Annotated in this window: 23 protein-coding genes and 1 pseudogene; 19 read left to right on the plus strand and 5 right to left on the minus strand. The window is 74.9% G+C overall.

Annotation, left to right across the window (positions count from 1 at the left end; all coding sequences use genetic code 11):
* Positions 1 to 7: 7 nt before the first annotated feature.
* Positions 8 to 2,440 (minus strand): SpoIIE family protein phosphatase, encoded by a 2,433-nt coding sequence (locus tag QC029_RS18180; protein ID WP_279556746.1) that lies wholly within the window; start codon positions 2,438 to 2,440, stop codon positions 8 to 10.
* Between the two features lie 385 nt (positions 2,441 to 2,825).
* On the opposite strand from QC029_RS18180, the gene QC029_RS18185 reads away from it, so the two are divergent.
* Entirely contained in the window at positions 2,826 to 3,743 is a 918-nt protein-coding gene (locus QC029_RS18185) for an LLM class flavin-dependent oxidoreductase (RefSeq protein ID WP_279556747.1), read from the plus strand.
* Positions 3,744 to 3,793: 50 nt separating this feature from the next.
* Here the strand turns inward: QC029_RS18185 and QC029_RS18190 are convergent, their stop codons facing one another.
* On the minus strand, positions 3,794 to 4,642 hold the full coding sequence (locus QC029_RS18190) for a class I SAM-dependent methyltransferase (RefSeq protein ID WP_279556748.1): 849 nt from the start codon (positions 4,640 to 4,642) through the stop codon (positions 3,794 to 3,796).
* A 227-nt stretch (positions 4,643 to 4,869) separates the two neighbouring features.
* Here QC029_RS18190 and QC029_RS18195 point away from each other — a divergent pair, with 227 nt between their 5' ends.
* The 6 genes from QC029_RS18195 to QC029_RS18220 all read left to right on the plus strand — a co-directional run bounded on the left by QC029_RS18195 (position 4,870) and on the right by QC029_RS18220 (position 11,371).
* Complete coding sequence (locus tag QC029_RS18195; protein WP_279556749.1) at positions 4,870 to 5,331, plus strand: tetratricopeptide repeat protein; 462 nt, start codon at positions 4,870 to 4,872, stop codon at positions 5,329 to 5,331.
* Between the two features lie 838 nt (positions 5,332 to 6,169).
* The gene (gene rox / locus QC029_RS18200; RefSeq protein ID WP_279556750.1) at positions 6,170 to 7,597 is read left to right on the plus strand and encodes a rifampin monooxygenase; all 1,428 of its coding nucleotides are present in this window, start codon (positions 6,170 to 6,172) and stop codon (positions 7,595 to 7,597) included.
* 316 nt (positions 7,598 to 7,913) lie between these two features.
* Entirely contained in the window at positions 7,914 to 8,333 is a 420-nt protein-coding gene (locus QC029_RS18205) for a YciI family protein (RefSeq protein WP_279556751.1), read from the plus strand.
* 16 nt (positions 8,334 to 8,349) lie between these two features.
* Positions 8,350 to 9,648, plus strand: a complete 1,299-nt coding sequence (locus tag QC029_RS18210) for a DUF6596 domain-containing protein (protein WP_279556752.1) — start codon at positions 8,350 to 8,352, stop codon at positions 9,646 to 9,648.
* Between the two features lie 349 nt (positions 9,649 to 9,997).
* Positions 9,998 to 10,354 carry a peptidase inhibitor family I36 protein gene (locus QC029_RS18215; protein ID WP_279556753.1) on the plus strand — a complete coding sequence of 119 codons (357 nt, stop codon included), beginning with the start codon at positions 9,998 to 10,000 and terminating at the stop codon, positions 10,352 to 10,354.
* Positions 10,355 to 10,600: 246 nt separating this feature from the next.
* The gene (locus QC029_RS18220; RefSeq protein ID WP_279556754.1) at positions 10,601 to 11,371 is read left to right on the plus strand and encodes an MBL fold metallo-hydrolase; all 771 of its coding nucleotides are present in this window, start codon (positions 10,601 to 10,603) and stop codon (positions 11,369 to 11,371) included.
* Positions 11,372 to 11,424: 53 nt separating this feature from the next.
* Here QC029_RS18220 and QC029_RS18225 read toward each other — a convergent pair.
* A pseudogene (locus QC029_RS18225) lies at positions 11,425 to 11,523 on the minus strand (IS5/IS1182 family transposase); the annotation flags it as partial.
* Positions 11,524 to 11,658: 135 nt separating this feature from the next.
* Here QC029_RS18225 and QC029_RS18230 point away from each other — a divergent pair.
* Both QC029_RS18230 and QC029_RS18235 read left to right on the plus strand, forming a co-directional pair.
* Entirely contained in the window at positions 11,659 to 12,225 is a 567-nt protein-coding gene (locus QC029_RS18230) for a restriction endonuclease (RefSeq protein ID WP_279556755.1), read from the plus strand.
* 141 nt (positions 12,226 to 12,366) lie between these two features.
* Positions 12,367 to 13,308 carry a glutaminase gene (locus QC029_RS18235; protein ID WP_279556756.1) on the plus strand — a complete coding sequence of 314 codons (942 nt, stop codon included), beginning with the start codon at positions 12,367 to 12,369 and terminating at the stop codon, positions 13,306 to 13,308.
* Between the two features lie 64 nt (positions 13,309 to 13,372).
* Here QC029_RS18235 and heR read toward each other — a convergent pair whose 3' ends face one another.
* Positions 13,373 to 14,155 carry a heliorhodopsin HeR gene (gene heR / locus QC029_RS18240; RefSeq protein WP_279556757.1) on the minus strand — a complete coding sequence of 261 codons (783 nt, stop codon included), beginning with the start codon at positions 14,153 to 14,155 and terminating at the stop codon, positions 13,373 to 13,375.
* Positions 14,156 to 14,407: 252 nt separating this feature from the next.
* On the minus strand, positions 14,408 to 17,080 hold the full coding sequence (locus QC029_RS18245; RefSeq protein ID WP_279556758.1) for a glycoside hydrolase family 9 protein: 2,673 nt from the start codon (positions 17,078 to 17,080) through the stop codon (positions 14,408 to 14,410).
* A 371-nt stretch (positions 17,081 to 17,451) separates the two neighbouring features.
* Here QC029_RS18245 and QC029_RS18250 point away from each other — a divergent pair, with 371 nt between their 5' ends.
* From QC029_RS18250 to QC029_RS18295, 10 genes are all read left to right on the plus strand, one after another.
* On the plus strand, positions 17,452 to 17,862 hold the full coding sequence (locus QC029_RS18250) for a VOC family protein (protein ID WP_279556759.1): 411 nt from the start codon (positions 17,452 to 17,454) through the stop codon (positions 17,860 to 17,862).
* A gap of 123 nt (positions 17,863 to 17,985) precedes the next feature.
* Positions 17,986 to 18,171, plus strand: a complete 186-nt coding sequence (locus QC029_RS18255; protein WP_279556760.1) for a hypothetical protein — start codon at positions 17,986 to 17,988, stop codon at positions 18,169 to 18,171.
* 357 nt (positions 18,172 to 18,528) lie between these two features.
* Positions 18,529 to 19,005: an iron chaperone gene (locus QC029_RS18260; protein WP_279556761.1), complete on the plus strand. Its 477-nt coding sequence runs from the start codon at positions 18,529 to 18,531 to the stop codon at positions 19,003 to 19,005.
* Between the two features lie 159 nt (positions 19,006 to 19,164).
* Entirely contained in the window at positions 19,165 to 19,809 is a 645-nt protein-coding gene (locus tag QC029_RS18265; protein ID WP_279556762.1) for a dihydrofolate reductase family protein, read from the plus strand.
* A gap of 332 nt (positions 19,810 to 20,141) precedes the next feature.
* The gene (locus QC029_RS18270; protein ID WP_279556763.1) at positions 20,142 to 23,051 is read left to right on the plus strand and encodes an XRE family transcriptional regulator; all 2,910 of its coding nucleotides are present in this window, start codon (positions 20,142 to 20,144) and stop codon (positions 23,049 to 23,051) included.
* Positions 23,052 to 23,262: 211 nt separating this feature from the next.
* A complete protein-coding gene (locus QC029_RS18275; RefSeq protein WP_279556764.1) occupies positions 23,263 to 23,436 on the plus strand; it encodes a hypothetical protein in 174 nt (57 codons plus the stop codon).
* A gap of 130 nt (positions 23,437 to 23,566) precedes the next feature.
* Positions 23,567 to 23,962 carry a lasso peptide biosynthesis protein gene (locus QC029_RS18280; protein ID WP_279556765.1) on the plus strand — a complete coding sequence of 132 codons (396 nt, stop codon included), beginning with the start codon at positions 23,567 to 23,569 and terminating at the stop codon, positions 23,960 to 23,962.
* Entirely contained in the window at positions 23,959 to 25,458 is a 1,500-nt protein-coding gene (locus QC029_RS18285; protein WP_279556766.1) for a hypothetical protein, read from the plus strand. The genes QC029_RS18280 and QC029_RS18285 overlap by 4 nt, the downstream gene beginning before the upstream one ends.
* The gene (gene adfB, locus QC029_RS18290; protein ID WP_279556767.1) at positions 25,440 to 25,778 is read left to right on the plus strand and encodes an actinodefensin-associated protein B; all 339 of its coding nucleotides are present in this window, start codon (positions 25,440 to 25,442) and stop codon (positions 25,776 to 25,778) included. The genes QC029_RS18285 and adfB overlap by 19 nt, the downstream gene beginning before the upstream one ends.
* A 7-nt stretch (positions 25,779 to 25,785) precedes the next feature.
* Complete coding sequence (locus tag QC029_RS18295; protein ID WP_279556768.1) at positions 25,786 to 26,574, plus strand: hypothetical protein; 789 nt, start codon at positions 25,786 to 25,788, stop codon at positions 26,572 to 26,574.
* Positions 26,575 to 26,607 lie beyond the last annotated feature (33 nt).

Genomic DNA, 26,607 nt, shown 5'->3' on the forward strand with positions numbered 1-26,607 from the left:
CCGCGCCTCACGGCGCGGCGGTTCCCGTCCCGTCCGGCTCGACGAGCTGCTCGGTCCAGACGGTCTTGCCGCCGGGGGTGTAGCGGCTGCCCCAGCGGTGGGTGAGCTGCGCCACCAGGAGCAGGCCGCGCCCGCCCTCGTCGGACAGGCGGGCGCGGCGCAGATGGGGCTGGGACTGGCTGGGGTCGGTGACCTCGCAGACCAGCCGCCGGCCCTTGATCAGCCGCAGGCCGATGGGGCCGCCGGCATGGCGCACGGCGTTGGTGACCAGCTCGCTGACGATCAGCTCGGTGCTGAAGGTCAGCTCCTCCAGACCCCAGTCGGCCAGCTGGGCGGAGGCCAGGGCCCGGGCGTGGGTGACCAGGCCGGGGTCGGCCGGCAACTGCCAGAAGGCCGTGTGCGCGGACGGTGTCCGGCCTACGCGGGCCAGCAGCAGGGCGAGGTCCTCGTCACGGTCCTGCTCCCGCAGGTGGGCCATGAGGTGCTCGGTGACGTCGGTCAGGGGCTGGTCGGTGCCCGCGGCGGCCCGGGCGCTGTCGCACAGGCGCTCCAGGTCCCGTCCGGCCTCCCGGGTCCGTCCGGCCAGCGGGCCGCTGTGGAAGGTGAGGATGTCGCCCGGGTGCAGGAGCAGTTCGGTGGTCTCGAAGGGCTCGGCGCCGCCGCCCAGCGGCGGCCCGGGCTGAAGCTCGATCTCCTCCGCGGTGCAGGTGTGCCTCCTGACCAGGATGGGGGGCGGGTGGCCGGCGCCGGCGACGAGGCACTGGCCGGTGACCGGGTCGTAGGTGGCGTACAGGCAGGTCGCCCCGCGCAGGGAGCCGGCCATCGAACCGTGCTGGGGGTGCTCGTCCTCGCCGATACGGGTCACCAGGTCGTCGAGGTGGCTGAGCAGTTCCTCGGGCGGCGGGTCCAGGTCGGCCAGGGTCTGCACCGCCGACCGCAGGCGTCCCATGGCGCCGGCGGCGTGCACCCCGTGCCCGGCGACCCTGCCCACCACGAAGGCCGTACGGACGCCGGACAGCCGGATCACGTCGTACCAGCTGCCGCCGGTTCCGGCGGCGGTGCTCGCCGGCGCGTACCTCCCCGAGGTCTCCACCGCGTCCATCCGCATCGCCGCGGGCGGCAGCAGGCTGCGCTGCAGGGCCTCGGTGGTGCGCCGCTCCATGGTGTACCGGCGGGCGTTGTCCAGGCTCAGCGCCGCCCGGGAGGCGATCTCCTCGACGACGAAGACGTCGTCCTCGGTGAAGGGTTCCCTGCCCCGGTCGCGCCACAGCCCCAGGACGCCCAGCACATGACTGCGGGCGTACAGCGGGACGAACAGCGCCGAGGCCGCCGAGGGGGGAAACAGCAGGCGCAGCCGCTCGGAGTCGACCGTCAGCTGTTCGCGCCAGGCGGCCATGTCGGTGACACGGACGGTCTTCCCCTCGCGCAGGGCCTCGCTCTCCGCCTCCCGGGCGCTGACGGTCTCACCGCGCTGGTAGACGTCCGCGGGCCAGGTGCCGTCCGCCGAGGCCACCGCGAGCCGCTGCAACCGCGTCCCGGGGACGAACCTGCCGGACTCGTCGCCCTGGAACACCGCCTCGGACAGGTCCACGCTCGCCAGGTCCGCGAAGCCGGGCACCAGGATCCCCGCCAGCTCCTCGGCGTTGCGGGTCACGTCCAGGGACCGGCCCAGCCGCGCCGCGGCGGCGTGCAGCAGGGCCAGCCGCTGCCGGGCCGCGTACTGCTCGGTGACGTCGGTGAAGGCCGCCGCGACCCCGATCACGCGGTCGTGCGTGTCCTGGAGCCGGAACGCCGACACCGACACCGCCCGCTCCTGCCCGGGAGCGATGCGTCGCCGTGCCGAGTGCTCCCAGTCGATCAGCGGCTCGCCGGTCTCCAGCACCCGCCGCAGTTGCTCGTCGATCGCCGCGGCGTCCTGCGGAACGAGGACCTCCTCCAGCCGCACGTCGGACAGGCCGTCCTCTCCGCGCGGCTGGGTGAGGCCGAAGAACTGCGGATCGAGGTTCACCCGCCTGGCCACCAGGTCGGTGTCGCGGATGACCAGCCCCACGCGGTCCTGGGTGAACAGCGCGCGGACCAGCGCCTGGTCCTCCACCTGACGCCGGCTCCGGGCCACGGGGACGGCGAACACCAGGCACCGGGCTTCGCCCCCGGCGGGCAGCGGCAGCACCTCGGCGTCCACCTCGACCGGTGTGCCGTCCCGGTGCCGCAGGGCCGTACGGAGCACCACCGGCTCGAGGTGACCGAGCGGTCCGTCCCAGGGGCCGGGGCCGGTGACGAGGTCCGCCATCGGCCGCCCGCGGACCTCCTCGGGCGAGCGCCCGGCCAGGTCCAGCACGGTGGCCGTGCACTGCAGCACGCTCCCGCGCCCGTCCAGCACGAAGACCACCGCGCCGCCCGAGGGGCGGTCGGCACCGTGGGAGTGCGTGGTCGGATTCACTCGGCTGCCTCGCTCCGGGGAGTGCGACGCTACTTCCGGTCATTCAACCCCGGCCACCGTGCGCACGCACGGCGACGGCACCGCGCCCGGTCACCCGGCCGCCGTGCTCGGCGGAACCCGTGGACGCCCGGGAGCCGCCCCCTCCCGCTCCCCCACCACAGGCCCGGTGTCGCCGCCACCGCCCTGGCCCGCGGCGGCCAGGGCGACCGGGGTGGCGCCGTCGGATGAGGGGAGCGGGGGAAGCGGCCGGCCCGCCCACCCGTGTCGGCCCGCCCACCCGTGTCGGCCCGGCCGGCCGTGCTCCCGCCGGGCCCGGGAGTTCGCTGTCAGCCAACCCGCGCGCCGGAGGGTGGCGGTTCCGCGGCGGCGACGGCAGGGTGTACGCATGGTGACGGTCTCCCTCCAGGCACAGCCGAAGGACATGAGGTCCTGGACCGCTCTGGCACGGCGGTGCGAGGCGTCGGGCTTCGACGCGCTGCTCGCCGCCGACCACCCGGGGGCGGCGGCGTCCCCCTTCGTCGCCCTGGCGGCCGTCGCGCCGGTCACCGAGCGCCTCGGCCTGGGGTCCTACGTCTCCCACGCGGGGGTCCGGGAGCCCCTGCTGCTCGCCAGTGACGTCGCGACCCTCGACGTCGTCTCCGACGGGCGGGCCCGGCTGGCGCTGGGGGCCGGGCACACTCCGGCCGAGTGGGAGATGCTCGGGTCGAGCCGGCCGGACGTCGCCGGGCGCATCCGGCGCTTCGTCGCGGTGGCGGACGCCTGCCGTGCGCTGCTGGCGGGCCGGGAGGTGACGCTCGACAGCGCGGAGGTGCGGGCGCGGTCGGCCCGGCTGGACGGCCCCCGCCCCGTGCAGTCCCGGGTGCCGTTCACCGTCGGGGGCGGCAACTCCGCGCTGCTGCGCTGGGCCGGCGAACACGCCGACGTCGTCGGCCTGAGCGGCCTGGGCCGCACTCTGGCGGACGGGTACAGCCACGAGACACGCTGGCGGAGCGACCAGGTCGACCGGCAGGTGGACCTGATCGAGCAGGGCTCGGCCGGCCGCGGCACCGCACCGGCGCGGGAGGCCCTCGTCCAGGTGGTGGAGATCACCGACGACGCGCAGGCCGCCGCCCACCGCATCGCCGCGTCCCTCGGCAGCACCGAGGAGGGGGTGCTGTCCGTTCCCTATGCCTGGATCGGCACCGAGGACGAGATCCTGGCGGCGATCGCCCGCCACGAGGAGCGCTGGGGCATCACCCGCTACGTGGTGCGCGAACCGGCCCTGGCGGCGGTCGAGAGGCTCCTCCCCCGTCTGCGCGCCTGAGCCCCCCGTACGGACGGGCCCCGGCGCACGGGCGCCGGGGCGGCGCCCGGTCACGACGCGGCGGAGCCCTCTCCCCAGACGAAGACCTCGGTGCTCGGCTGCCGTTCGGAGAACCGGTCCGACGGGGAGGCCTCCCGCAGCAGCCGGCGCAGGTCCGCCTCGAAGTCGTCGCGGCGCGGGCCGAACAGGTGCGGGGCCGAGAACGACATCGAGAACACCCACGCGACGACGTCGTCCCCCGTGCGTTCCAGCGCCTGCCCGCCGGGAACGACATGGCGCCGAGGACCGGAGAACCCCGCCCGGGCGAGCACCGCCGCCTCGCCGCCGGGTGTTCCCTGCGGCAGCACCCCCCGGCCGGCTCGCCGGACCGGCCCCAGATAGTGCCTGATCAGCTCCTCGATGGCCGCGTAGGGCACCGCCGGGTGCGGAAGACCGTCGACGGTTCGGACCTCCGTCTTCAGGTCCGAGACGTGCACCAGCGCCCCGCCGGGCCGGAGCATGGCCCGGACGGTCGCCGCGACCAGGTCGCGATCCATCCAGTGGAAGGACTGCCCGAAAGCCGCGACGGTGAACGTTCCGAGACCCGCGGGCAGCTCCTCGGCCCGGGCCCGCACCCACCGCGCCTTTCCGGTCACCCCGTGCTCGGCGGCTCCGCGAGCGGCTTCGGCGAGCATCCCGCCGTCCGGATCCACCCCGACGATCTCGCTGAACAGGTGCGCCATGCCCAGGCCGAGGGTTCCCGGTCCGCAGCCCACGTCGAGGAGGCGCCCCCGCCCGTCGAGCCCCAGGGCCCGGGCCAGCACGTCCGCCAGTCCGGGGGCGTAGGGGAGCCTCCCGCGCCGGTAGTAGGCGGCCGTGCCCGAGAACAGCGTGTCGTCCCACTCCCAACCGGCGGCCACATCCACCCACCACCCCTCACAGGAATACGCGTCCGTCCGGCGGCCCGATGATTCCACGGCTCGGCCGGGGCCGGGGCGTCCGGCACGGATCGTCACCGGGGGCCGTGCCTCCCGGCACGAGACGGCAGCCGGGCCGGATCCGCCGCGGTGCGCCCGGCGGGCCGCTTCCCCGTCCGTTCCCTCGTGATTCCGGCTCCGCCGGGGCCCGGTGCTGCGACGATGAGCGCATGAGCACACCGGAAGACGACCACCTCGACGAGACCCGGCGCCACCTGCTGCTCCTGGCCGCCCGGTTCCCGGACGACGCGGACGTGGCGTACCGCACGGCCTGCCTCCACGACCGCCTGGGCCTGGAAGCCGAGGCGGTGCCGTTCTACGAGCGCTGTCTGACCGGAACCGGTCTCTCGGACGAGGACCGCCGCGGTGCCCTGCTCGGCCTGGGCAGTACCTACCGGGTGCTCGGCCGGTACGCGCGCGCCGTCGAGACCCTCCGCCGCGGCGTGGCGGAGTACCCGGACGACGGCGGTCTCCGGACCTTCCTCGCCATGGCGCTGTACAACACGGGCGAGCACCACGAGGCCATGCGGATCCTGCTCGGTCTGCTGGCCGCGACGAGCCAGGACCCGTCCGTGCAGCGGTACCGCCGCGCCGTCGGCCTCTACGCCGAGGACCTCGACGCCACGGTCTGACCCCGGGACCGGAGGCCCGAACCGCTCGGCCCCCGCGCTCGCCGCACGTTGGGGGACGGCCCGCCGGCGTGGGCCGGTCCTCCGACGGCCGCCGGCCCGGCACAGGGTCGGCGGCACCGCGGCCGGGAATCGGTCTCCCCGGCAGCGGCGGCCCGGAGAACGACGCCGCGGGGAGCTGAGGCTCGCCGCCGCGGTGCGGTGCGCCGACGTCTCGCACACCGTCGACTCGGCGCACGGCGACGACGTCGCCCACTGCGCGTCGGCCGGGTCCGCGCGAGGCCGGCCGCCGTCGACGCGGATCGCGGTGCGCGGCGCCGCCCACCCGCACAACCCCGGCCCCGCCGGGCGGAAGGCGGCAACTCCGCAGCCGCCGAGGCGGGACGGGCGGGAGCGGGTCACCGGGGGGCGTTTCGCCGCGGCCGTCACCGGCCGGACCGGCCCCTTCGGTGCCCTGCACGCCCCTCGGTCCCGCCATGGTGACGGGGTGGGGGGTTCGGGTGACGGCGGCCTCGCGACCAGGCCCCTCCGTGCTGACCGAGAGCCCGGCCGTGGTTTCCGGCGATGCCGGAAAGGGGGGCTACCCACTCCTTTCCACTCTCAACGTACAGCGCACCGGGGGGCTTGCGGCAAGCCCCCCGTCGTACCGCAGAATCACCGGGCAGGACCGGAACCTGCGGAAATGACAGCTTCACGAAGTACGTGGGCTTCTGCCCGTGCGCAGGTGCCGCGGGACGCCGAACCGACGGCGGGACTCGCGGTGGGGCCACGGGCACCCGGCGCGGAGGCGAGGGTGCGCGCGCCGCCGGCCGAAATCCAATCTCGTCGAATGGGCGTTCTGATGACTGACGTGATCGTGGTCGGCGGCGGACCGACCGGCCTGATGCTGGCCTGCGAGTTGCGGCTGGCCGGGGTGCGGGTGGTCGTGCTGGAGAGGCTGACCGAGCCGACCGGGCAGTCCCGCGGGCGCGGCCTGCACGCGCGCAGCGTCGAGATGATGGACCAGCGCGGCCTGCTGGACCGGTTCCTCGCGGTCAGCGAGAGGTTCCAGGTCGGTGGTTTCTTCGGCGGCATCACCAAGCCGTGGCCGGACCGGCTGGACACGGCCCACCCGTACGGCCTCACCACCCCGCAGCCGGTCACCGAGCGGCTGCTCAACGAGCGCGCCCTCGAACTCGGTGCCGAGATCCGGCGCGGCTGCGAAGTGGTCGGGCTGAGCCAGGACGGGGACGGGGTGACCGTCGAGTCGGCGGACGGCACGCGCCTGCGCTCGCGCTACCTCGTCGGCTGCGACGGCGCCCGCAGCACGGTGCGCAAGCGGCTCGGCGTCGGTTTCCCCGGCGAGCCCTCCAGGGTCGAGACGCTGCTGGGCGACATGGAGGTGACCGAGGATCCGGCGACGGTCGCCGCCGTCGTCGAGGAGGTCCGCAGGACCCAGTTGCGGTTCGGCGTCATCCCCCTCGGGGAGGGGGTGCACCGCATCGTCGTGCCCGCCGAAGGAGTGGCCGAGGACCGTACGACCGCGCCGACCCTCGAGGAGTTCAAGCGGCAGCTGCGGGCCTTCGCGGGCACCGACTTCGGCGCGCACTCGCCGCGCTGGCTCTCCCGGTTCGGCGACGCCACCCGGCAGGCCGAGCGCTACCGGGTCGGCCGGGTGCTGCTGGCCGGCGACGCGGCGCACATCCACCCGCCGACCGGCGGCCAGGGGCTCAACCTCGGCATCCAGGACGCGTTCAACCTCGGCTGGAAACTGGCCGCCGAGGTCAACGGCTGGGCGCCCGAGGGACTGCTGGACAGCTACCACACCGAACGGCACCCGGTGGGCGCCCGCGTGCTGGACAACACCCGCGCGCAGATCGCGCTGCTGGGGACCGATCCGGGCGCGACCGCACTGCGGGAGCTGTTCTCGAAGCTGATGGACTTCGAGGAGGTGAACCGGTACGTGACCGAGATGATCACCGCGGTCGGGGTCCGCTACGACTTCGGGGAGGGCCACGAACTGCTCGGCCGGCGGATGCGGGACGTCGGGCTGAAGCGAGGACGCCTCTACGAGCTGACGCACGGCGGCCGCGGGCTGCTGCTCGACCAGACCGGCCGGCTCTCGGTGGCGGGCTGGGCGGATCGGGTCGACCACGTCGCCGACGTCAGCGAGGAACTGGACGTGCCCGCGGTGCTGCTGCGGCCGGACGGCCACGTGGCGTGGGTCGGCGAGGATCAGCAGGACCTGCTCGGCCTGCTGCCGAAGTGGTTCGGCGCCGCCACCGGCTGAACGCGCGGCCGTCCCTCCCCCCTTCCGGCGGGTCCTCCGCGCGACGGCCCGGTCGTCGGCGGCCGCGGCTCCGGGTGCGTTCCCGCCCGGCTGCGGGAGACGCTGCCGGGAGGTCCTCGCGCGCGACTCCCCCGGCAGGGTGATCCGCGCGCCGGGCCGCTGCGCGCCGCCTGTGCCGAGGTCGCCGGGACCTGCCATACGATCTCGGGATTCCCCGGAAACGATTCGGCGGCCGTGTCGATCCGCGGCATCCCCGTTCGACCTACGGATGAGAGGGCCCGAGCGGGGCCCGCGGACTGCTCAGGGAGACAGAACCATGAAGTACATGCTGATCATGCGCGCCACCGACGAGGCCTTCGCGGGGATGGCGGACATCGACTTCGACGAGGTGCTCACGACCATGGGCAAGTACAACGACGAGTTGATCCGGGCCGGCGTGCTGGTCGCCGCCGAGGGACTGGACGACGCCGCCGAGGGCGTCGTCGTCGACCACTCCTCGGAGCCTCCCGTGGTCACCGACGGCCCGTACGGCGAGACCAAGGAGCTGTTCGGCGGCTTCTACATCCTCAACGTCGCGTCGAAGGAGGAGGCCGTGGAGTGGGCCAAGCGGCTGCCGATGGCCGGCCCGGGGTTCAAGACCGAGATCCGCCGGGTCACCTCGATCGACGAGTTCCCCCAGGACAACGAGTGGATCCAGCGGGAGCGGGCGTGGCGCGAGGCCACCGGCCAGCTCTGACCGGGCCGGGCCGGAGATGGCTGATCCCACCGGCCGTGAGGCCGTCGCCGCCGTCTGGCGGATCGAGTCCGCGCGGATCGTCGGTGCGCTCGCGCGGTACACCGGCGACTTCGCGCTGGCCGAGGACCTCGCCCAGGAGGCGCTGGCCGAGGCGCTGGTGACGTGGCCGCGCGACGGCGTGCCCCGCGACCGGGCGGGGTGGCTGCTCACCGTCGGCCGGCGCCGCGCGATCGACGCGTTCCGTCGGCGCTCCGCCCTGGACGAGAGGTACGCCGCCCTGGCCCACGGCCTGGGCGAGGGCGGCGCCGTCTCGGGAGGCGTCCCGGGGAGCGCGCCGGCCGACCCGGTCCGGGACGCCGAGGACGTGCTGTGGGATCCGGACCGGATCGACGACGACGTGCTCGCGTTGACGTTCGTCTCCTGCCACCCGGTGCTGTCGCGGGAGGCGCGGGTGGCGCTCACCCTGCGGGTGGTCGGCGGTCTGACGAGCGACCAGATCGCCAGGGCCTTCCTCGTCCCGACCGCCACGGTGCAGGCCCGGATCACCCGGGCGAAGAAGACCCTCAGGGCGGCCCGGGTGCCGTTCGCCGTGCCGACGGCCGGGGAGCGGGCCGAGCGGCTCGGCTCGGTGCTCAGCGTGGTCTACCTGATCTTCACCGAAGGGTCCTCGGCCAGCTCGGGGAAGGATCTGATGCGGCTCGACCTCGCGAGTGAGGCCCAGCGCCTCGCGCGGGTGCTGAGCCGGCTGATGCCGGACGAGCCCGAGGTCCACGGTCTGCTGGCGCTGCTCGAGCTGACCGCGGCGCGCTTCCCCGCCCGCACCGGTCCGGACGGCGAGCCGGTGCTGTTGGAGCACCAGGACCGTCGTCGCTGGGACCGGGCCGCGATCCGCCGGGGACGGGCCGCCCTGGTCCGCGCGGAACGGGCCGGCCGGGGTCTGGGCGCCTACGGCCTGCAGGCGGCGATCGCCGAATGCCACGCCGTCGCTCCCTCGGTCGACGCGACGGACTGGGAGCGCGTCGTGCTCCTCTACGAGGCGCTCGGCCGGCTCGCGCCCTCGCCGGTGGTCGACCTCAACCGAGCGGTGGCGGTCTGCATGGCGCGGGGACCGGCGGCGGCCCTGCCGATCGTGGACGGACTGGCCGCCGCCGGGGCACTGGCCGACTCCCACCTGCTGCCCAGCGTCCGCGGGGAGCTGCTCACCCGCCTGGGCCGTACCGACCAGGCGCGCACCGAGCTGGAGCGTGCCGTACGGCTGTGCGGCAACGAGCGCGAGCGGGCGGTGCTGGAGCGCAAGCTCACCGGCCTCGGCTGACCGGCCCGCCCGCTGTCCGGCGAACTCGCGGGCCGGGCCGGGTCGCCGGGGAGCCGCGCCGAACTCCCCCGCCCTCTCCCGCCCCGGTCGTGTACGGCGGTTCGGCCGGCGCCGTCGGCGCGGGAGGCGTCGCGGTCGCCGAGGGCCGGGACCCGAGGAGATCGCGAGGAGACCGCAAGGAGACTGAACCTCCGCCTCGTCCCGGACGTCTCCGGTGAGTGGACGTACATCCGGAGGGCACGGCGCGCGGCTTCCGCGACGGAAGCCCCGCGCGCCTTCCGGGGAAGCGCTCCCGCACACCCGCAGTGCTCCGGCGATCCCGCCGGTGCCGGACCATGGAGGAACATCTGTGATCGGTTCACGGCTTCGCCGCGCCCTGCTGTCCGGAGCGGTGCTGGCCGGCGCCCTGGTGACGCTCAACGCACCGGCGGCGCAGGCCCACTACAGCCAGTGCCCCTCCGGGCACTTCTGCGTCTGGCAGCACAACAGCTACGAGGGCCGCTTCTTCTCGAGCTCCACGAGCACGCCCAACATCGGCGACTACATGAACGACCGCACGACCTCGGTCTGGAATCGGAGCGACCGCACCGTCTGCATGTACCGGCACGAGAACTACGGTTATCCCATGGGTTGTTACAAGGCCGGTGGCTCGACCGCCGCTCTGCCGATCCACAACGACGAGCTCACCAGCTTCCGTTTCGAGTGACTCCCCTCCGCGGGGGGTGACGGGCGGATGCCGTTCCGGAAGGTCCTCGCTCGGCGGCCGGGCCCGCGGACGGTGTACGCGGGCCCGGCCGTGGAGGGTGCGTTGGCACCGGTTCGCCGGGGCCTCCCCCACATGTCCGCGGCGTCAGGGATGGTTTCGGCTCCGTCCGCGTGTCGGACGGGGCGGCGGGCGGCCTCCCCCGCCGGACCGACCGGCCTCGTGGACCACGTGCTCTAGGATCCGGCCATGACCAGCGGTCCCCTCCAGCTCACGGTTCTGGGATCGGCGACGCCGTACCCGAGCACGGACAACCCCTGCTCCGGCTATCTGGTGTCCGGTGGGGGCGCCCGGCTGTGGGTGGACGCGGGTACGGGCACGCTGGCCCGGCTGCAGCGGCACGTCCGGCTGGACGAAGTGGACGCCATCTGGATCTCGCACCTGCACGCCGACCACTGTGCGGACCTGCTCACCGCCTACTACGGCGCGCTCCACGCCGACATCCGCCTCGCCGCTCCGATTCCCCTGTACGGTCCGCCGGGTATCGCCGACCGGCTGGCGCACTTCCTCACCAACACCTCGGTGCGCAGCCCGGTCGAGGCCGCCTTCGACGTGCGGGAGCTGCACGACGGGCACCGGGCCCGCGTCGGGGCGCTCTCCCTGACGAGCCGGGCCGTGGCACACGGCATCCCCGCCTTCGCGCTGCGCGTCGAGGCCGAGGGCGCCTCGCTGGTCTACTCCGGGGACACGGCCCCGTGCGCCGCTCTCACCGCCCTCGCCGAGGGGTGCGACGTACTGCTGTGCGAGGCCGACAGCGCACGGCCGCCGGCCGGGGAGGAACCGGTGCACCACACGCCCGAGGACGCGGGCGAGACGGCCGAAGCGGCCGGGGCGGGCCGGCTGATCGTCACGCACGTCGGCCCCTTCCTCACTCCCCGGCAGGCCGTGGACCGGGCCCTGGCCCGGTTCGGCGGCCCCGTCGCCCACGCCGACCCCGGGGCCGCCTTCACCGTCGGCTAGGGCGTTTCCCTCCGCCGTCTCGCGGGCCGGATCGAGACGCCCGCGACAGGGAGGGCGGCCCGGTCGGCGGGGCGCGGGATCACCGCTCGGACGCCGCGGCGGCGCGGACGGGCGCCGATGGCGCGAGACGGGTACGCCCCGTCCGCCAGAACCACGGCCGGTGCGGTTCCAGGGCCTGCCGGGAGAGCGCCGGCCCCCGGAACCCGCTGCCCGGCCCCGTGGGGTGGCCGTGCCTGCGGGTGCGGGGGAATCGTGGGGTGGCGAAACCGGGGACGGGGGAATCGTGCATGGACGTGGTGCTTCAGGTGGCGGCGGTCCTCGCCTCGACCGTGGCCGTCGTCGCGTACCTGGCACGCGGCGAGGAGGACTCCCACCTCCCTCACCGTGTGCGGGCGAAGATCGAGCGGTTCCAGCGTTCACCGGAAACGGTGTGGGCGATGGACGACCTCGCGTTCGCGGACCACATCGCCGCCTTGTGCCGCCGGGACGGCTGCACCGACGTGCGGCGGGTCACCGGCACCGGCGGTCTGGGCGCCGATGTGACCGGCTGTCTGCCGGACGGCCGGAAGGTCGTCGTGCAGTGCGGGCGGGAGACCGGCCGGGGTCCTGTCGACGGCCGCGATGCGCGGGCTTTCCACGGCACCGCTCGCGCACGGCTCGGCGCCGACGTGGCCATCCTCGTCGGCCTCGGTGTGCTCGCCGGGCGCGCCCGCAGGTCAGCCGCTCGCCACCGTGTGACGCTGATCGACGTCGACCGGCTCGAGTCCTGGGACGGGGGCACCCCGTTGAGCGCGATGCTGGAACCGGGCGGCGGCCGGTCCGGCACGAACCGCGGGCGTGTGCGGGACGGCTGACGGGGCGGGGCGGTCCGCCGCGGCGCACGGCGACCGGAGGCGGTGCGACCGCCGTGCCGTCCCCGCGGAGGTCCGGGCCCGGTGGGAGACCGCGGCCACGGCCGTCCGCCGTCCGAGGAGCGCGCTGTAGGGTCGGGCAGCGTGTCACGCCTCGCACCCCACCGTTCCGCTCCGGACTTCCGCCCCGTCCTCGACCGCATCGCCGCCGAGATCGACGCGACCCCCGAGCGGGGCCGTCCCGCCGACTACATCCCGTTGCTCGCCGAGGCCGATCCGCGGCGCTTCGGGATGGCCGTCGCGGAGCCGGACGGCACGGTGTACGGGGTGGGGGACTGGCGGAGGCCCTTCTCCGCCCAGTCCATCACCAAGGTCTTCACCCTGGCCCTGGTGCTGTCGATGGACGGCGAGCGGCTGTGGCGGCGCGTGGGCCGCGAGCCGTCCGGCAACCCGTTCAACTCCCTGGTGCAGCTGGAGTACGAGAACGGCGTCCCCCGCAATCCCTTCATCAACGCGGGCGCCCTCGTCGTCACCGACCGGCTCCAGGAGCTGACCGGCGACGCGGTCGGGCGCCTGAGGGAGTTCATGCGCGCCGAGAGCGGCAACGCCGGGCTCGACTTCGACCCGAAGGTCGCCGCCTCCGAGACCGCGCACGGCGACCGCAACGCCGCCCTGGCCCATTTCATGGCCTCCTACGGCAACATCACCACCCCGATCCCCCAGCTGCTCGACGCCTACTTCCGCCAGTGCTCCATCGAGGCGTCCTGCGCCGACCTCGCCCTGGCCGCCGGTTTCCTGGCCCGGCACGGCACACGGGCCGACGGCTCGGCACTGCTCTCCCGCAGCCAGGCCAAACAGGTCAACGCCGTGATGCTGACGTGCGGGACGTACGACGCGGCCGGCGACTTCGCCTACCGCGTGGGCCTGCCCGGCAAGAGCGGCGTCGGCGGCGGGATCATCGCCGTCGTGCCCGGCCACTGCACGCTGTGCGTCTGGAGCCCGGGGCTCGACCGGCGCGGCAACTCGGTGGCGGGCGTGACGGCGCTCGACCGGTTCACGACGCTCACGGGGCTGTCCGTCTTCTGAGTCCTCGGGGCCTCGGGTCCCCGGCTCCGCCCGGGGACGGGCTCCGTGCCGTCCCGTTCCGGGCTCAGCCGGCCAGCGAGCCGGCGAAGATCTGCCAGGCCAGGAGCGACTTCGCCACGAGGCTGAGGACCAGATAGGCCTTCTCGCCGTACGCGTAGTCGGACCACCGGCCGACCCCGCGGTACTGGAGCCACTGGTTGAGGCCGAAGCTGAAGAAGAGGACGGCCTGGACGAGGACGATCCCGTACACGAAGCCGGGGACGGTCTCGGCCGCGACGATGTTGTACGCGATCGAGAGCCACGGTGTCACGCCGACCAGCGTCCCGAACCAGAACGGGAGCATCGTGGTCACCGTCCGCCCCGGCGGGTTCATCGCCTCCTCGATCCAGCCGAAGAGGATCATCCCGACGTTGGCCCCGATGACGACGATGACGGCGTTGACGGTGGTCACGCCCGCGTAGAAGCCGATGAGGAGCACCATCAGGGTCGCGCTCAGCGCGTACTCCAGCCATCGGAACCGGTTGATGCCGTGTCCGAGGTCGCGTTCGTAGAGGCCGCGGCACACCGTCGCCGTCAGCAGGTGGTCCAGTGCCGCGAGGGCGAGGAAGACGGCGACGGCCCAGCCGATCGGCACGTCGAACAGCGCTTCGGGGGCGGGCGCGTCCGTTCCCGGCGGCCCCTCGGGCACGGAGGAGGTGACGGTGATCGAGAAGTCTCCGGCGAGGAGGACGACCGCCACGGCCTGCGCCAGGTGCAGCAGCGTGAGCCCCAGGTTCCACGCGCGGAGCCCGGCGAGGCGTTCGGCGGTGACGCCGGTGGCCACCGGTGTGCCGTCCGCTCTTCCCATGGTTCCTCCCGGGGTCCGGTGTCGCGGCATGTCCGCATGGTCGTACCGGCCCGGGTGGGAGCCGCGGCGATCACGGCGCCACCGCGCCGGAAGTCACCGGAGTGGCCCAGGGAACCGCCGCGGCCGGAGCGCCGCGGCGGCTTCCGGGGGCCGGACGGCGGTGTCACCACCGTCCGGCCCCCGGCCCCCGGTTCGCGTACCGCGGTCCCCTCGGCGCGCGGAAACCGGGCGGTCCGGCGGGTCCCGTCGCGATCAGGCGGGTTCCCGGCCGGCGACCAGCTTCCCGTCCACGTGGACGGTGATCCGCGGGTTCTCCCGGTACGACCGCGCGTCCGGCCGGTAGGACCAGTGGCCGCTCTGGTCGAAGGAGCGCCAGTCCGCCCGGTTCATCCGCAACTGGATCTCGCCGGTGGCGCCGTCGGCCGCCAGGGTGCCGCGCGCGAAGCCCAGTTCCAGGTAGCCGTCGGCGCCCGGCCCGGTCGGCGCCTCGCGGACCGCGCGGCCGACGGCGCCGCAGCCCATCGCGGCCCAGTCGCAGTGGGTGGTCCACCGGTCGGGGGCCAGGCCGTCGCGCCCGAACCAGTAGCGGACGGTGACGCGGGACAGGTCCACGGCCTCGTCGCCGTCGTTGACCAGGTTCAGATGGGCCCGGACCGAGGTGGTCACCGGTTCGTCCTGCGTGCGGTGGAGCACGGTGAGCCCGCCGCCGACCGGGTCGGGGTCGCCGCCGTCGGCCCGGGTGGTCACCCGGACCGCGCCGGACGGGGCGGAGACGTTGCCGGCGCCGTCCGCGGCCCGGACGGTGAAGACGTACTCCGTGCCGGGCAGCAGACCGGAGACGGTGGCGCGCGTACCGGTGGTGGACGCCACCGGGTCCCCCGAGCCGTCCGCGGAGGCGTGCACCGTGTAACCGGTCACCCGGCGGTCGTCCGTGGCGGGCGCCCAGGCCAGGGTCACGCCGGTGCCGCCCACCTCCTCGGCCGTCGGCGCACCGGGCGCGGTCGGCGCCTGGGTGTCGGGGGTGGCGTCGGGTTCCCGGCCCCACTTCAGGTCCGTGCCGTTGTACAGGGTGATCCGCTCGGTCCGCACCGGATCGGTGGAGTCCAGTCCCTGGTGGGACCAGTCGTTGTCCGGGTTCCAGCCGGCCCCGCCGGTGATGCGGAACTGCACCTCGGCGCGGTGCTGGGACTGGCCGCCGGGGAAGACGTCCCGGCTGCCGCAGTCGACCTCGACGTAGTACAGGTCCCCCTCGGCCTGGAACGGACCGCGCATCGGCGAGGCGCACTCGGAGTACCCGGACGACAGGGTGATGTCCTCCGGCTCCACGCCCTCGTCGAGGGTGAACCAGTAGCGGAACCGGCCGTCGTCCAGGTTCTCGGCCGGGAAGCCGGAGCGGTTGCGGACGATGGCCTTGACCTCGGTGAAGCCGGCTCCCGAGGAGTTCAGCCGGGCCTCGACGTACATCTGCGGCCCGTCGGGCGTCTCCCGGGGCGGGAAGTCCGCCTGCGGAGTGCCGCCGTACCGCCCGGCCAGATGGGCCAGGGCTCCGGAGAAGCCGGAGTTGTAGTCGGTGGCGACCTCGTTGGCCACGTAGTCCTGGCGGCTGTCGGTGTACGCGTCGTTCGCCGAGCCGGGGCCGCCGACCAGGGCGCCGTAGAGCACGTGTCGGGTCTCGGCGGGCGAGGTGATCTGGTCGGTCCACGATCCGTGCGCGGTGCGGTGGTGCGGGTTGCGCGGCGGGTTCTCGCCGAAGCCGACCACGTAGCTGGAGCCGCGCGGGTTGTCGCCCAGGGCGTAGTCGATCTGCCGCTCGCCGAACTCCCGGTACCGCTGGGCCCGGGCGGCGTCCCGGGACTGGAGCCAGTCGGAGTACACCAGCGCCACGAAGGAGGTGTTGGCGGCGTACCGCAGTGACCCCCAGGTGTCCAGGACCGCCTGTCCGCCCGGCGAGTACGGTACGCGCTGGCCGCCCACCCCCGTCGTCCAGTAGTCCAGCCACCGGTTGGCGTCCTCGACGTACCGGGCGTCGCCGGTCTCCATCGCCAGCAGGACGTACGCGCCGTACTGCTTGTTGTCCCAGGCCAGGGTCCATCGGTACTGGCGGGTCGTGGTCTGCTGCTCGGTGCCCAGCCGGTCGTACTCGCTCACGGCCTTGTCCAGGTACGCCCGGTCGCCGGTGGCCTTGTAGAGCCAGTAGGCGCCCCAGACCAGCTCGTCCTGGTACCCGGACCAGGAGCGGTAGAAGTTCCCGGCCGGCACGCAGTCGGAGTACTTGCCGCGGTGGGTGTCGGCGAAGGTGTACAGCTGCCTGGCGTGCCGTACCAGGGTGGCCGCGTAGGCCGGGTCGTCCTCGGTGAAGAGCATCGAGGAGGCCGCCATCGCGGCGGCCGTCTCCGCCGCCACGTCCGAGCCGGGGCAGCCCGGGTGCACCCGGTAGGCCGGCCGCTCCATCGGCATCACCTCGGCCGGGCCCCACCACTTGTGGTCGGCGTCGCCGTCGCCGACCTGGGCGTAGAGGACGTCGGGCTCGGGGTGGGCGCGGATGAAGTAGTCGTTGACCCAGCGGAGGTTGTCCTTCAGGTACCGCGTCTGCCCCGACCGTTCGTAGCCGTCGGCGGCCGCCAGGCCGCCCCAGGCGAGCAGGGTGGCGGTGGCCGCCATCGGCAGGCCGAACTTCACGTGGTCGCCGGCGTCGTACCAGCCGCCGGTCAGGTCCAGGCCCACGTCGGAGCCGTCGTTCAGCGCCGAGTCCCCGCGCCAGGCGACGCGGTTGCCGGCCGGCAGGTCGCCGGAGCGCTGCGCCTCGTAGAAGTACATCGACTTCTGCAGCGCCTCGGCGTAGTTGAACGCCGCGGCGGCCGGCGCCGGTTCTGCGGCGCGGGCGACGTCGCCGGTCACGGGCAGCAGCAGCCCGGCGGCCGTCACGACGGCCGCCGCGGCGGTGGCGATCCGGCGCCAGGCGCCGGTGCGGGAGCGTGGGCGTGGGCGTGGACGGGCGGGGGGTAAGGACATCGTTCCGGATGCGGGCATGGCACCGTCCTTCTCGGACTGTGGGGCAGGATGGGGACCGCCGGAATGGGAGCGCTCCCATAGGGGTGGTCCGTACATGGTCGGCACGTCGCCGGGGGCCGTCAATCGGTGGAGCGCATCTCTTTGCCGAACGATCGGTGGAACCGGACCGGACCGGACCGGGTCGGGTCGGACCGGGTCGGGTCGGGTCGGACCGGGGCAGCGTGGCCGGACGGTCAGGAACCGGGAGAGGTACCGGTCCTCGGACCGTGGCTACCGTGACGGTCATGGACATCACCGTTCACACGGCCTCCCTGCCCCATGACGACCCGGACGCAGCCCTGGCCTTCTACCGCGACACCCTCGGCTTCGAGGTCCGCGGCGACGTCGGGCACGGCAGGACGCGCTGGATCACGGTCGGCCCCGCCGGCCGGCCCGGCACCTCCATCCTCCTGGCGCCGCCGGCCGCCGACCCCGGAATCACCGAGGACGAGCGCCGCACCATCGCCGAGATGATGGCCAAGGGCACCTACGGCTGGATCCTGCTGGCCACCCGGGACCTGGACGGCACCTTCGAGAAGGTGCGGGCCGGGGGCGCCGAAGTCGTCCAGGAGCCGACCGAGCAGCCGTACGGCGTCCGCGACTGCGCCTTCCGCGATCCCGCGGGCAACCTGATCCGCATCCAGGAGCTCCGCTGAGCCGCTCGGCGACGGACCGGCTCTCGGCCGCCGGCGCTTCCGGGCCTCCTCGCGGCACCGGCCGCCGGGCCGGGGCGCTCCTCGCCCCCGACCTCCACACGGGGCGGCCCCGGCGTCGCCGAGGTGCGCCGCGCAGTCGACTGCCCGTCGCCGGACGTCTTCGACGCCCGCTTCACCGAACGGGTCGGCATGCCGCCCGGCGACCACCGGCGCCGCGCGGCGGGCGTCGCGGGACGCCGCCGTACGTGGCGGAACGGCCGGCCGGACCGGTCAGGATTCGAGAAGCGCCGGCGGCCGGACCGCGACTAGCGTGGCGGACATGGCTTCCACCGAGTCCGTCACCCCGGGGCCGCCGACCCCGCGGCCCCCGAACGGGTGCGCACGTTACGCCCCGTCGGGCCCACGGGACGGCGGCCGGTGGGCGCCACGGCCCCCGGCCCGGCCGACCACCGCACGGGGACGCGGACCCCGTACCCCCGGGCCCGGGTCCTTCCGCGGGACGCGGCGCTGCCGTGTGCTGCCGCGGGGACGCCGGGTGACCGGCCCCCGGGCAGCGCCGCCGCTCCCGTCCGGACAGCAGCCGGTCGTTTCCGGAGGAGCCACCGCCGCGGTGGGCCCCCGGCGCGGAACGACCGCGATCAAGCCCTGCACGAGAGGAAATCCGCCATGAACGACACCCGGACGTCCGCCGAGAGCACCGGCGCGGCCGATCAGAAGCACGACGGGTTCACGGACGAGGAACGGAGCGCGATGAAGGAGCGCGCCCAGGAGCTGAGGAAGACCGCGCGCCGCAGCCCGCGCGCGGCCAAGGCGGACGCGGAGAGCGAGGTGCTGGCGAAGATCGCCGCGATGCCGGAGGCGGACCGCGTCCTCGCCCAGCGGATCCATGACATCGTCAAGGCCAGCGCGCCGGACCTCTCGCCGAAGCTCTGGTACGGGATGCCCGCGTACGCCAGGAACGGCAAGGTCGTCTGCTTCTTCCAGGGCGCGCAGAAGTTCAAGACGAGGTACGCCACGCTCGGCTTCAGCGACCAGGCGGATCTCGACGAGGGCACCATGTGGCCGACCGCCTACGCCCTGACGGAGCTGACCCCCGCCGACGAGGCACGCATCGGCGCGCTCATCGGGAAAGCGGCGGGCTGAGGCCGGCGCTCCTCGTGAGCGCGGCGCCCGCCGGCCGGGAGGAACGCCCCGGCGACCCGTGGCCCGCACCGCCCCCGGCGGTGCGGGCCACGGCCGCGGCGATGAGTTCGCCCGGCACGGGGAGTCTCACCACCGTTGTCGCCGACACAGGAGGAACACGTGGCTCAACTGCTGAGGGTGCAGAACTTCAACGTCTCGAGTGACGGCATCGGTGCCGGTGAGGACCAGAGCCTCGGGAATCCCTTCGGGCTCGCCGACGCCGGGCGGCTGTTCGCCTGGGCTGGCGCCACGGCGAGCTGGCCCAACCGCACCGAGCCCGGCGGCAGCCGGGGCCTCGACGACTACTTCACGCGGGACTTCGCGCACAACATCGGCGCCGAGATCATGGGCCGCAACAAGTTCGGGCCCCAGCGCGGGCCCTGGCACGACCACGAGTGGCGCGGCTGGTGGGGGGACGAGCCCCCGTTCCGCACCCCGGTGTTCGTCATGACGCACCACAGGCGTCCTTCGTTCACACTCTCCGACACCACGTTCCACTTCGTCGGCGGCGACCCGGGCGCAGTCCTCGAGCAGGCGCGGGAGGCGGCGCAGGGCAGGGACGTGCGACTGGGCGGCGGGGTCACCACCATCCGGCAGTTCCTGGAGGCCGACCTCGTCGACACCCTGCACGTGGCGGTCTCGCCGGTGGAACTCGGATCCGGGCTACGGCTCTGGGAGTCGCCCGACGAACTGCTCGACCGGTTCCACCTCGAGGTCGTGCCCAGCCCGAGCGGCGTGACGCACCACCTGTTCTGGCGGAGGTGACACGAGGCCCGCTCGGGGGTGCCGCACGGCCGGGCACGGGCGTCCCGGAGGGTGACCGCGAAGGCGCGGGCGAGCTGCCGATGCAGGACGGGGCGGCCGCCCGCGGCCCACCGGGCGCCCCGGCGGGCCGCGGGCCCGCCCGGCCGCCGCGCGGTTCGAGGACGGGTGGGTGCCCACCGCGCCGGCCGGGCGTCCACCGCGCCGGCCGGGGCGGCGAGGAAGCCGTCGACCGACTGTCCTGCGCCATCTTCGGACCGCTTTGTTCCATATCACCGTGATGGCGGTGAACGATGGGGTGTCGCACACGTTCGGACGATATCCAGGGGGATTCGATGCCGCGGAAGGAGCTGCCTCTTGCCGCAGGCGACGGGCCGCTGCTGAGGTTCGCCGCAGATCTCCGCCGACTGCGCCAGCGCGTCGGCGGGCCGTCGTACCGGGAGCTGTCGGCGCGGGCGCACTACTCCATAGCCACCCTCTCGAGTGCGGCGGCGGGACGCCGGCTGCCGACGCTCGAGGTGACCCTCGCCTACGTACGGGCCTGCGGGGCGGACACCGAGGAGTGGAGACGGCGCTGGCACGGCGTCGCGGCCGAGCTCGCCTGCCCGGAGGGGGCCCGTGAGGAACCGCCGGACGGGGACGCCGCCGCGTCCGGGGAGCACGACCGGGCTCCGTACGCGGGACTGGCGGCCTACCGTTCCGGCGACTCGCAGTGGTTCTTCGGCCGCGAGCGGGTGGTCGACGACCTGGTGGGGCGGCTGGCCGACCGGCGGTTCATCGCCGTCTTCGGCGCGTCGGGGGCGGGGAAGACGTCCCTGCTGCGCGCCGGCCTCGTTCCCCGGCTGGAGTCCGGGCGCCGCCGGGTCATCGTGTTCACGCCGGGGCCGCGCCCGGTGGAGGAGATCGCGGTCCGGCTGGCCCGGCCGGCCGGCACCACCCCCGGCCGGCTGCACGGGGACCTCGAAGCCGCGCCGGAGAACCTGCACCGCACACTGTGCGCCATCGCCGCCGGACACCCCGGTGGGGAGGCCGAAACCGTCCTCGTGGTGGACCAGTTCGAGGAGCTGTTCACGCTGTGCCGCAGCGAGGAGGAACGGACCGGGTTCCTCTCCTCGCTGATCTTCGCCGCCACGGCCGGGAACAGCCGCTGCCGTGTCGTCCTGGGCGTGCGCGCCGACTTCTACTCCCACTGCGCGGGGCGGGTCGAGCTGGTGGAGGTCCTGCGCGACGCCCAGGTCGCGCTCGGCCCGATGAGCACCGACGAACTGCACCGCGCCGTCGTGCGGCCGGCCGCCCGCGCGGGGTGCCGGGTGGAGGGCCGGCTGCTCGTCCACCTGATCGCGCAGGCGCAGGGGCACGTGGCGATCCTGCCGCTGCTGTCCCACGCGCTGCTGGAGACCTGGCGCCGACGGCGCGGCACCATGCTGACGCTCGCCGGCTTCCAGGCCGTCGGCGGCATCGAGGGGGCGCTGGCCCGGACGGCCGAGGCGTTCCACGGGAGCCTCGACCCGGACGGGCAGGCCGCCGCCCGCCGCCTGTTCCTGCGCCTGACCGCGCTCGGCGAGGGCACCGAGGACACCAAGCGCCGCATCACGCGTGCCGAACTGGACGGCGAGCGCGGCATCGAGGCCGTGGTGGAGCAGGCCGCGGCGGCACGGCTGGTCACCCTGGACGGGGACCGGCTGGAGATGACGCACGAGGCGTTGATCCAGAGCTGGCCGCGGCTGCGCCGCTGGCTCACCGAGGACCGGGAGCGGCTCCTGCTGCACCGGCGGCTGACCGAGGCCGCCGACGCCTGGGACCTGCTGCACCGCGACCCGGGCGCCCTGTACCGGGGGATACGGCTCGCCGCGGCCCGTTCGCTGGCCGACTCCCCCGACATGGGGCTGACCGCCAAGGAACGCGCCTTCCTCGACGCCAGTGTCGCGGCGGAGGCCGACGAGACGCGGCTCGCCGCGCGCCGGTCCCGCCGGCTGCGGCTGCTGGCGTTCGCCATGGCGGGCCTCGCCCTGCTCACGACGGTGACCAGCGTCCTCGCCGTGCGCGCCCACCACGAGGTGGAGCGGCAGCGCAACCGCGCGGTCGCGGTCAACGTGGCCGCCGAGGCCGCCGAGCTGTACCGCGACAGGCCTGCCCTGGCCGTGCAGCTCAGCCTCGCGGCGCACCGGCTTTCGCCCACCGGCGAGACGCGCGACCGCCTGCTGAGCACCCTCATGACCTCCTGGGCGGGGCACGGCACGGAGCTGCTGGCGCTGGCCCTCGGCCCGGACGGCAGGACCCTGGCGACGGCGGCCGGGGACCGGGTCCGGCTCTGGGACATCGGCGACGCCAGGAAACCGGTGCGGCTCGCCACGCTCGGCGTGCCCGGGGGCCTCGTCCAGTCCCTCGCGATCCACCCCGGCGGACGCGTCCTGGCCACCGGCGGCGCCGACCGGAGGATCCGTCTGTGGGACATCGGCGACCGCGGGCGGCCGGTGCTCCTGTCGGTCTTCGGCGACCACGGCGGCGCCGTCCGCGCCCTGGCCTTCGGCCCGGACGGACTCACCCTGGCCAGCGGGAGCGACGACCGGACGACCCGGCTGTGGGACACGGCGGACCCGGACCGGCCGGGGAGGCGGGCCGTCCTGCGCGGACCCGCGGACACGGTGCGCTCCGTGGCGTTCGGCGCGGACGGGCGCACGCTGGCGACGGCGAGCAACGACGAGACCGTGCACCTGTGGGACCTGGGCTCACCGGGGCGCCCGGCGGAGCTCGCGCGCTGGAGGGCGCACGGCACCGTGGCACTCGCGGTCGCCTTCAGCCCGCGCTCCGACGTCCTGGCCACCTCCGGCGGGGGCAGGTCCTCGGTGAGGCTGTGGGACGTGTCGGAACGGGAACGCCCGCGGGAGCTGTCCTCCCTCACCGGACACAGCGATGTGGTGGGGCACGTCGCGTTCAGTCCCGACGGCCGCCTGCTCGCCAGCGCCGGCGACGACCGGGCGGTCCGGGTCTGGGACGTCTCCGATCCCGCCCGGCCCGCCGTCCGCGCCCATCTGACCGCCTACACCACGGCCGTCATGGGGGCGGAGTTCACGCCGGACGGCCGCACCCTGGTGTCCGCCGTCTTCGACGGCACGATCCGCCTCCTGCCGACCGACTTCCCGCGCGTCACGGCGGACGCGTGCGACTTCGCCCGGCCCACGATCACCCGGGCCGAGTGGCACCGCCACCTGCCGGGCATCTCCTACGACCCTCCCTGCCGTTAGGCCGTGCCGGGGCCCCACCGGTCCCGCGGGCCCCGTCACTGTTGTTCGGCGTTCGTTTGTTCAGCGCGGAGCCGCGAAAGCGAACAACGATTCCGGGCTAGAGCTTGAGCCACGGGACCCCGGTCCGCCGCGCCGACCGGCGTCGGGGGCCGCCGTCCCGCCCGGGAGGCCGGTCGACCGATCCGCCTCCGGACCGACCGAAGGAGAACCGATGCCGGTGACATCCCTTGCCGAACGGCTCGCCGGAAACGGGCTGCAGCAGCACCTGCACTCCGAGACGACCGCCGTCGAGGAGGCGTGCATCCCCCGCTACGAGGAGTGCTGGTGGGACTCGGAGTGCTGCCACGGCCTCGTCTGCGAGTGGTTCCACTGCTACCTCCCGTGAGGGCCGTTCGAACCACCCGTTGAGTGAGTGAGGCGGGATCCCGCCGGGGACGCGCCGCGTCGGCGCGGTCCCCGGCGGGGTCCCGCGCCGGCGGTCGCGGTCCACCTGGCACCTGGGAGCTGGTGAGGAAATGCTCTTTCTCTGGAAATCCGCCCGGACGGCGCGGGCGTTCGTGGTGTCCTCCCGACGCGGGAACGGCACGTACGCGCTGGACTGGCCCGCGGTCCGGGCCCGTCCGGGGAGGACGCCGCGCGGGGCGGCGAAGGCCGTGGCCCGGCTGCGCGTGGCCCAGCGGATGACGATGGGGTTCCTCGACCCCGTCGAGGACGCGTTGTTCACGGCCGCCGCACTGCGGGACCTGGGGTTCCCCGTCACCTTCCACCTGGGACGCGAGAAGGCGCCCCTCGTGGCGCCCGGCGGGTTCTACGCGTGGGTGCAGCACGGCGACGAGGTGCTCACCACCTCGCTGCCGGTGCGGGAGGAGTACACCGAGGTGCTGCGCGTCGGAGGGGTGACCGCCTCGTGATCGGCACCGCGCAGACGACTCCCCGGGGCGTCGTGTGGACCGCCCCCGACGGGGGCGACCGGTGCGAGGACGTCCACGCGCGGAGCACGGCCGACGGCTTCCTGCTGTCGCGGGAACGCCCGTCGACGGCGCCCGTGTACTACCGGGTCGGTTACGGGCGCCTGGAGTGGGGCGCCGACCCGGCGGCGTTCCGCCCGGACACGGGCCGGACCGTGCCCGAGCCGGGAACGCTGCTGGCGCTGATCCACGGCATGGCACCGCCCCCGGACACCACGCCGCTGCCCGGGGTGCGCCGGCTCGCGCTCGGCACGCGGGTGGAGGTGGACGGCCGGGGCGTCACGGTCTCCCGGCGGCAGCCGGCGCTGCCCGGCCCGGGGCGCGGGCTGCTCGCCTCGCTCGGCGACGCCCTGTCCGCCGTGCCCGGCGACTACGCCCTCGCCTACAGCGGCGGCCTGGCGTCCGCGTCCCTCGCGGCGGCGGCGCTCTCCGCCGGCCACCGGCCCCGACTGCTGTACGCCGATCTGGGTCTGCCGGAAGCACCGCCGCCCCTGCCGGACGTTCCCGGAACGGACGTCCGGACGGTCCACCTGGACGTCTTCGACCTGCTGGACCACCACCGCGTGGCGGGGGACGGCCTCACCCCGCCGCTGCCCGACCTGGAGTTCCCGCGCGGTCTCGCCCGGCGGCTGTCCGCCGCCTCCGGGCTTCCCGTGGCCGCGGGGCTCCTGCTGGAGGACGTCGTCTCGGCCTCGTTGTCGCAGGCCGACCGCGGGTGGCGGAACTGGCGCCTGCTGACCTGCGAACCGTTCCACCTCAGCGGCACCCTCGGCTCGCTGCGCGAGGCGGCCTCCCTGCTCGCCGAGGGCGTCGTACGCGACGACGGCCCCGTGCAGGACCTGTCTCACGCACCGGAGCGTGAGGCGCAGCCGGTGGACGCGCCGACACCGCCCCCGACCCCCCTGGGACGGAGGGACCTCCCGGGACTCACCCGGAAGGGACGGCTGGCGTTCCAGTCCACTCAGCAGGCCACCCTGTCGGTCTGGAAGAACCACCTCGACTTCCTCGGCCCCGTCCTGGGGCGGCTGGAGGCGGGACTGGCGGCACGGGTCCCGGCCGGGGGCCCGTTCGTGCTCCCCGTCGTGGACCCCGCGGTGCTGGGAGCCGTCGAGGCGATCCCGCCGGGCCGCCTGGGCCGGATCGGCGGCGGGCTGTACCGCAATCACGAACCGCTCCGCGAGATCCTCGCCGAGCACGGCGTCCGCGGACCGCGGCGCTCCAGCTCCTCCTTCCGTCTGCGGCTCGCGGCGGCCGCGTACCTCCACCGCGAGAGCGGCAAGATCGCCGCGGAGGTGGAACGGGAGTGCGCCCTGGGCGACCTGGGCCTGGTCGACCCGCGCGTCATCGCCGGCCTGGTGCGCGAGGGGCCGCACCGATCCGACCACGCGCTGCCGCTGCTGCGTCTGCTGTGGATCGACCAATGGCTGAGGAAAGGCTGACGATGCCTCCGTCCCCCGAGAACTCCGCGGGCTCCGACGCCGGGAGCGCCGCGTCCCCGCGCGAGGACGCCCCCTTCCCTCCCGGGAACACCCCGCCGGCACCGGCCGACGGCGTCCGGCTGACCCGGCTGCCCTTCGGCGGCGCCGTCCTGGTCGACGCCCGTTCCCTGCGGCTGGTCGAGTGCGCCGAGCACGAGGCCGACGCCCTCGACCGTCTGCTGGCCACGGGCAGGCCGGACGAGTCGGACGTCCACGTCCAGCGGCTGGCGCGGCAGCTGCTCCGCGCCGGGCTGCTCGTCGCCGTCACCGAACCGAAGTGAGGTCCCGATGCCCTCCCTGCTCCTCCACGCGGCCCTGGCCGCGCTGGCCGGCCCCCTGGCGGCCGCCGGCGTGGCCAAGCTGTGCACGTCACCGGACCGGCTGGCCTGGCCGTTCCACTCCGGAGTCCTGCGGTCCCCGTACGGACCCCGGCTGGTCGGCGCCGCGGAGTCGGCCGCCGCGATCTGCCTGGTGCTGCTTCCCGGGCGGCCCGCCGCGGCCCTCGCCCTGGTCGCGTACGCGGTGCTCACCGCCGCCGCCCACGCGATGCGCGGCCGGCGCTGCGCCTGCTTCGGCGCCGCCCGGCTGGCCGCGGTGGGCCGCCTGCACGTGGGCGGCAACGCCGCGGGCGCGGCGCTGGCGGCCGTGCTGCTCCTGTCCGACGCGCCGTCACGGCCGGAGCTGCGCGGCCCCCTCGCCGTGCTGGCCGCCGGCCTCGTCGCCGTGGCCGTCCTGATCGCCGATCGCCGGCGCGCGGCGCGCGAGGCGACCGCCGCGCCCTGCACCGCGCAGGTCGACGGCGTACACCTGTACGTGTCGGAGAACTGCCCCGCCTGCCGGGCCCTCAGGCAGCTGCTGGCCGCGATGGAACCGGCCCGGCAGGCGGCGGTCCGGGTGACCGTGGTGAAGCGGAGCGACGAACTGCCGCCCGTGCTCGCCGACATGTCGGTGCCGTGCGCCACGGCGGTGGACGCGGAGGGGACGCCGGTCTGCGAGCCCACCTCCGGCATCGGGGCCGTGAAGGCGCTCATCGACACCATCACGGTCGGCAGCGCGGGCGCCGCACGTGCCGGGTGAGCCCGCGGGCGGGGCCGCCTCCCCCCGGTCCGG

Origin of the sequence: Streptomyces sp. DH37 (genome assembly GCF_029813835.1) — a bacterium.
In the GTDB taxonomy this organism is placed as follows: domain Bacteria; phylum Actinomycetota; class Actinomycetes; order Streptomycetales; family Streptomycetaceae; genus Streptomyces.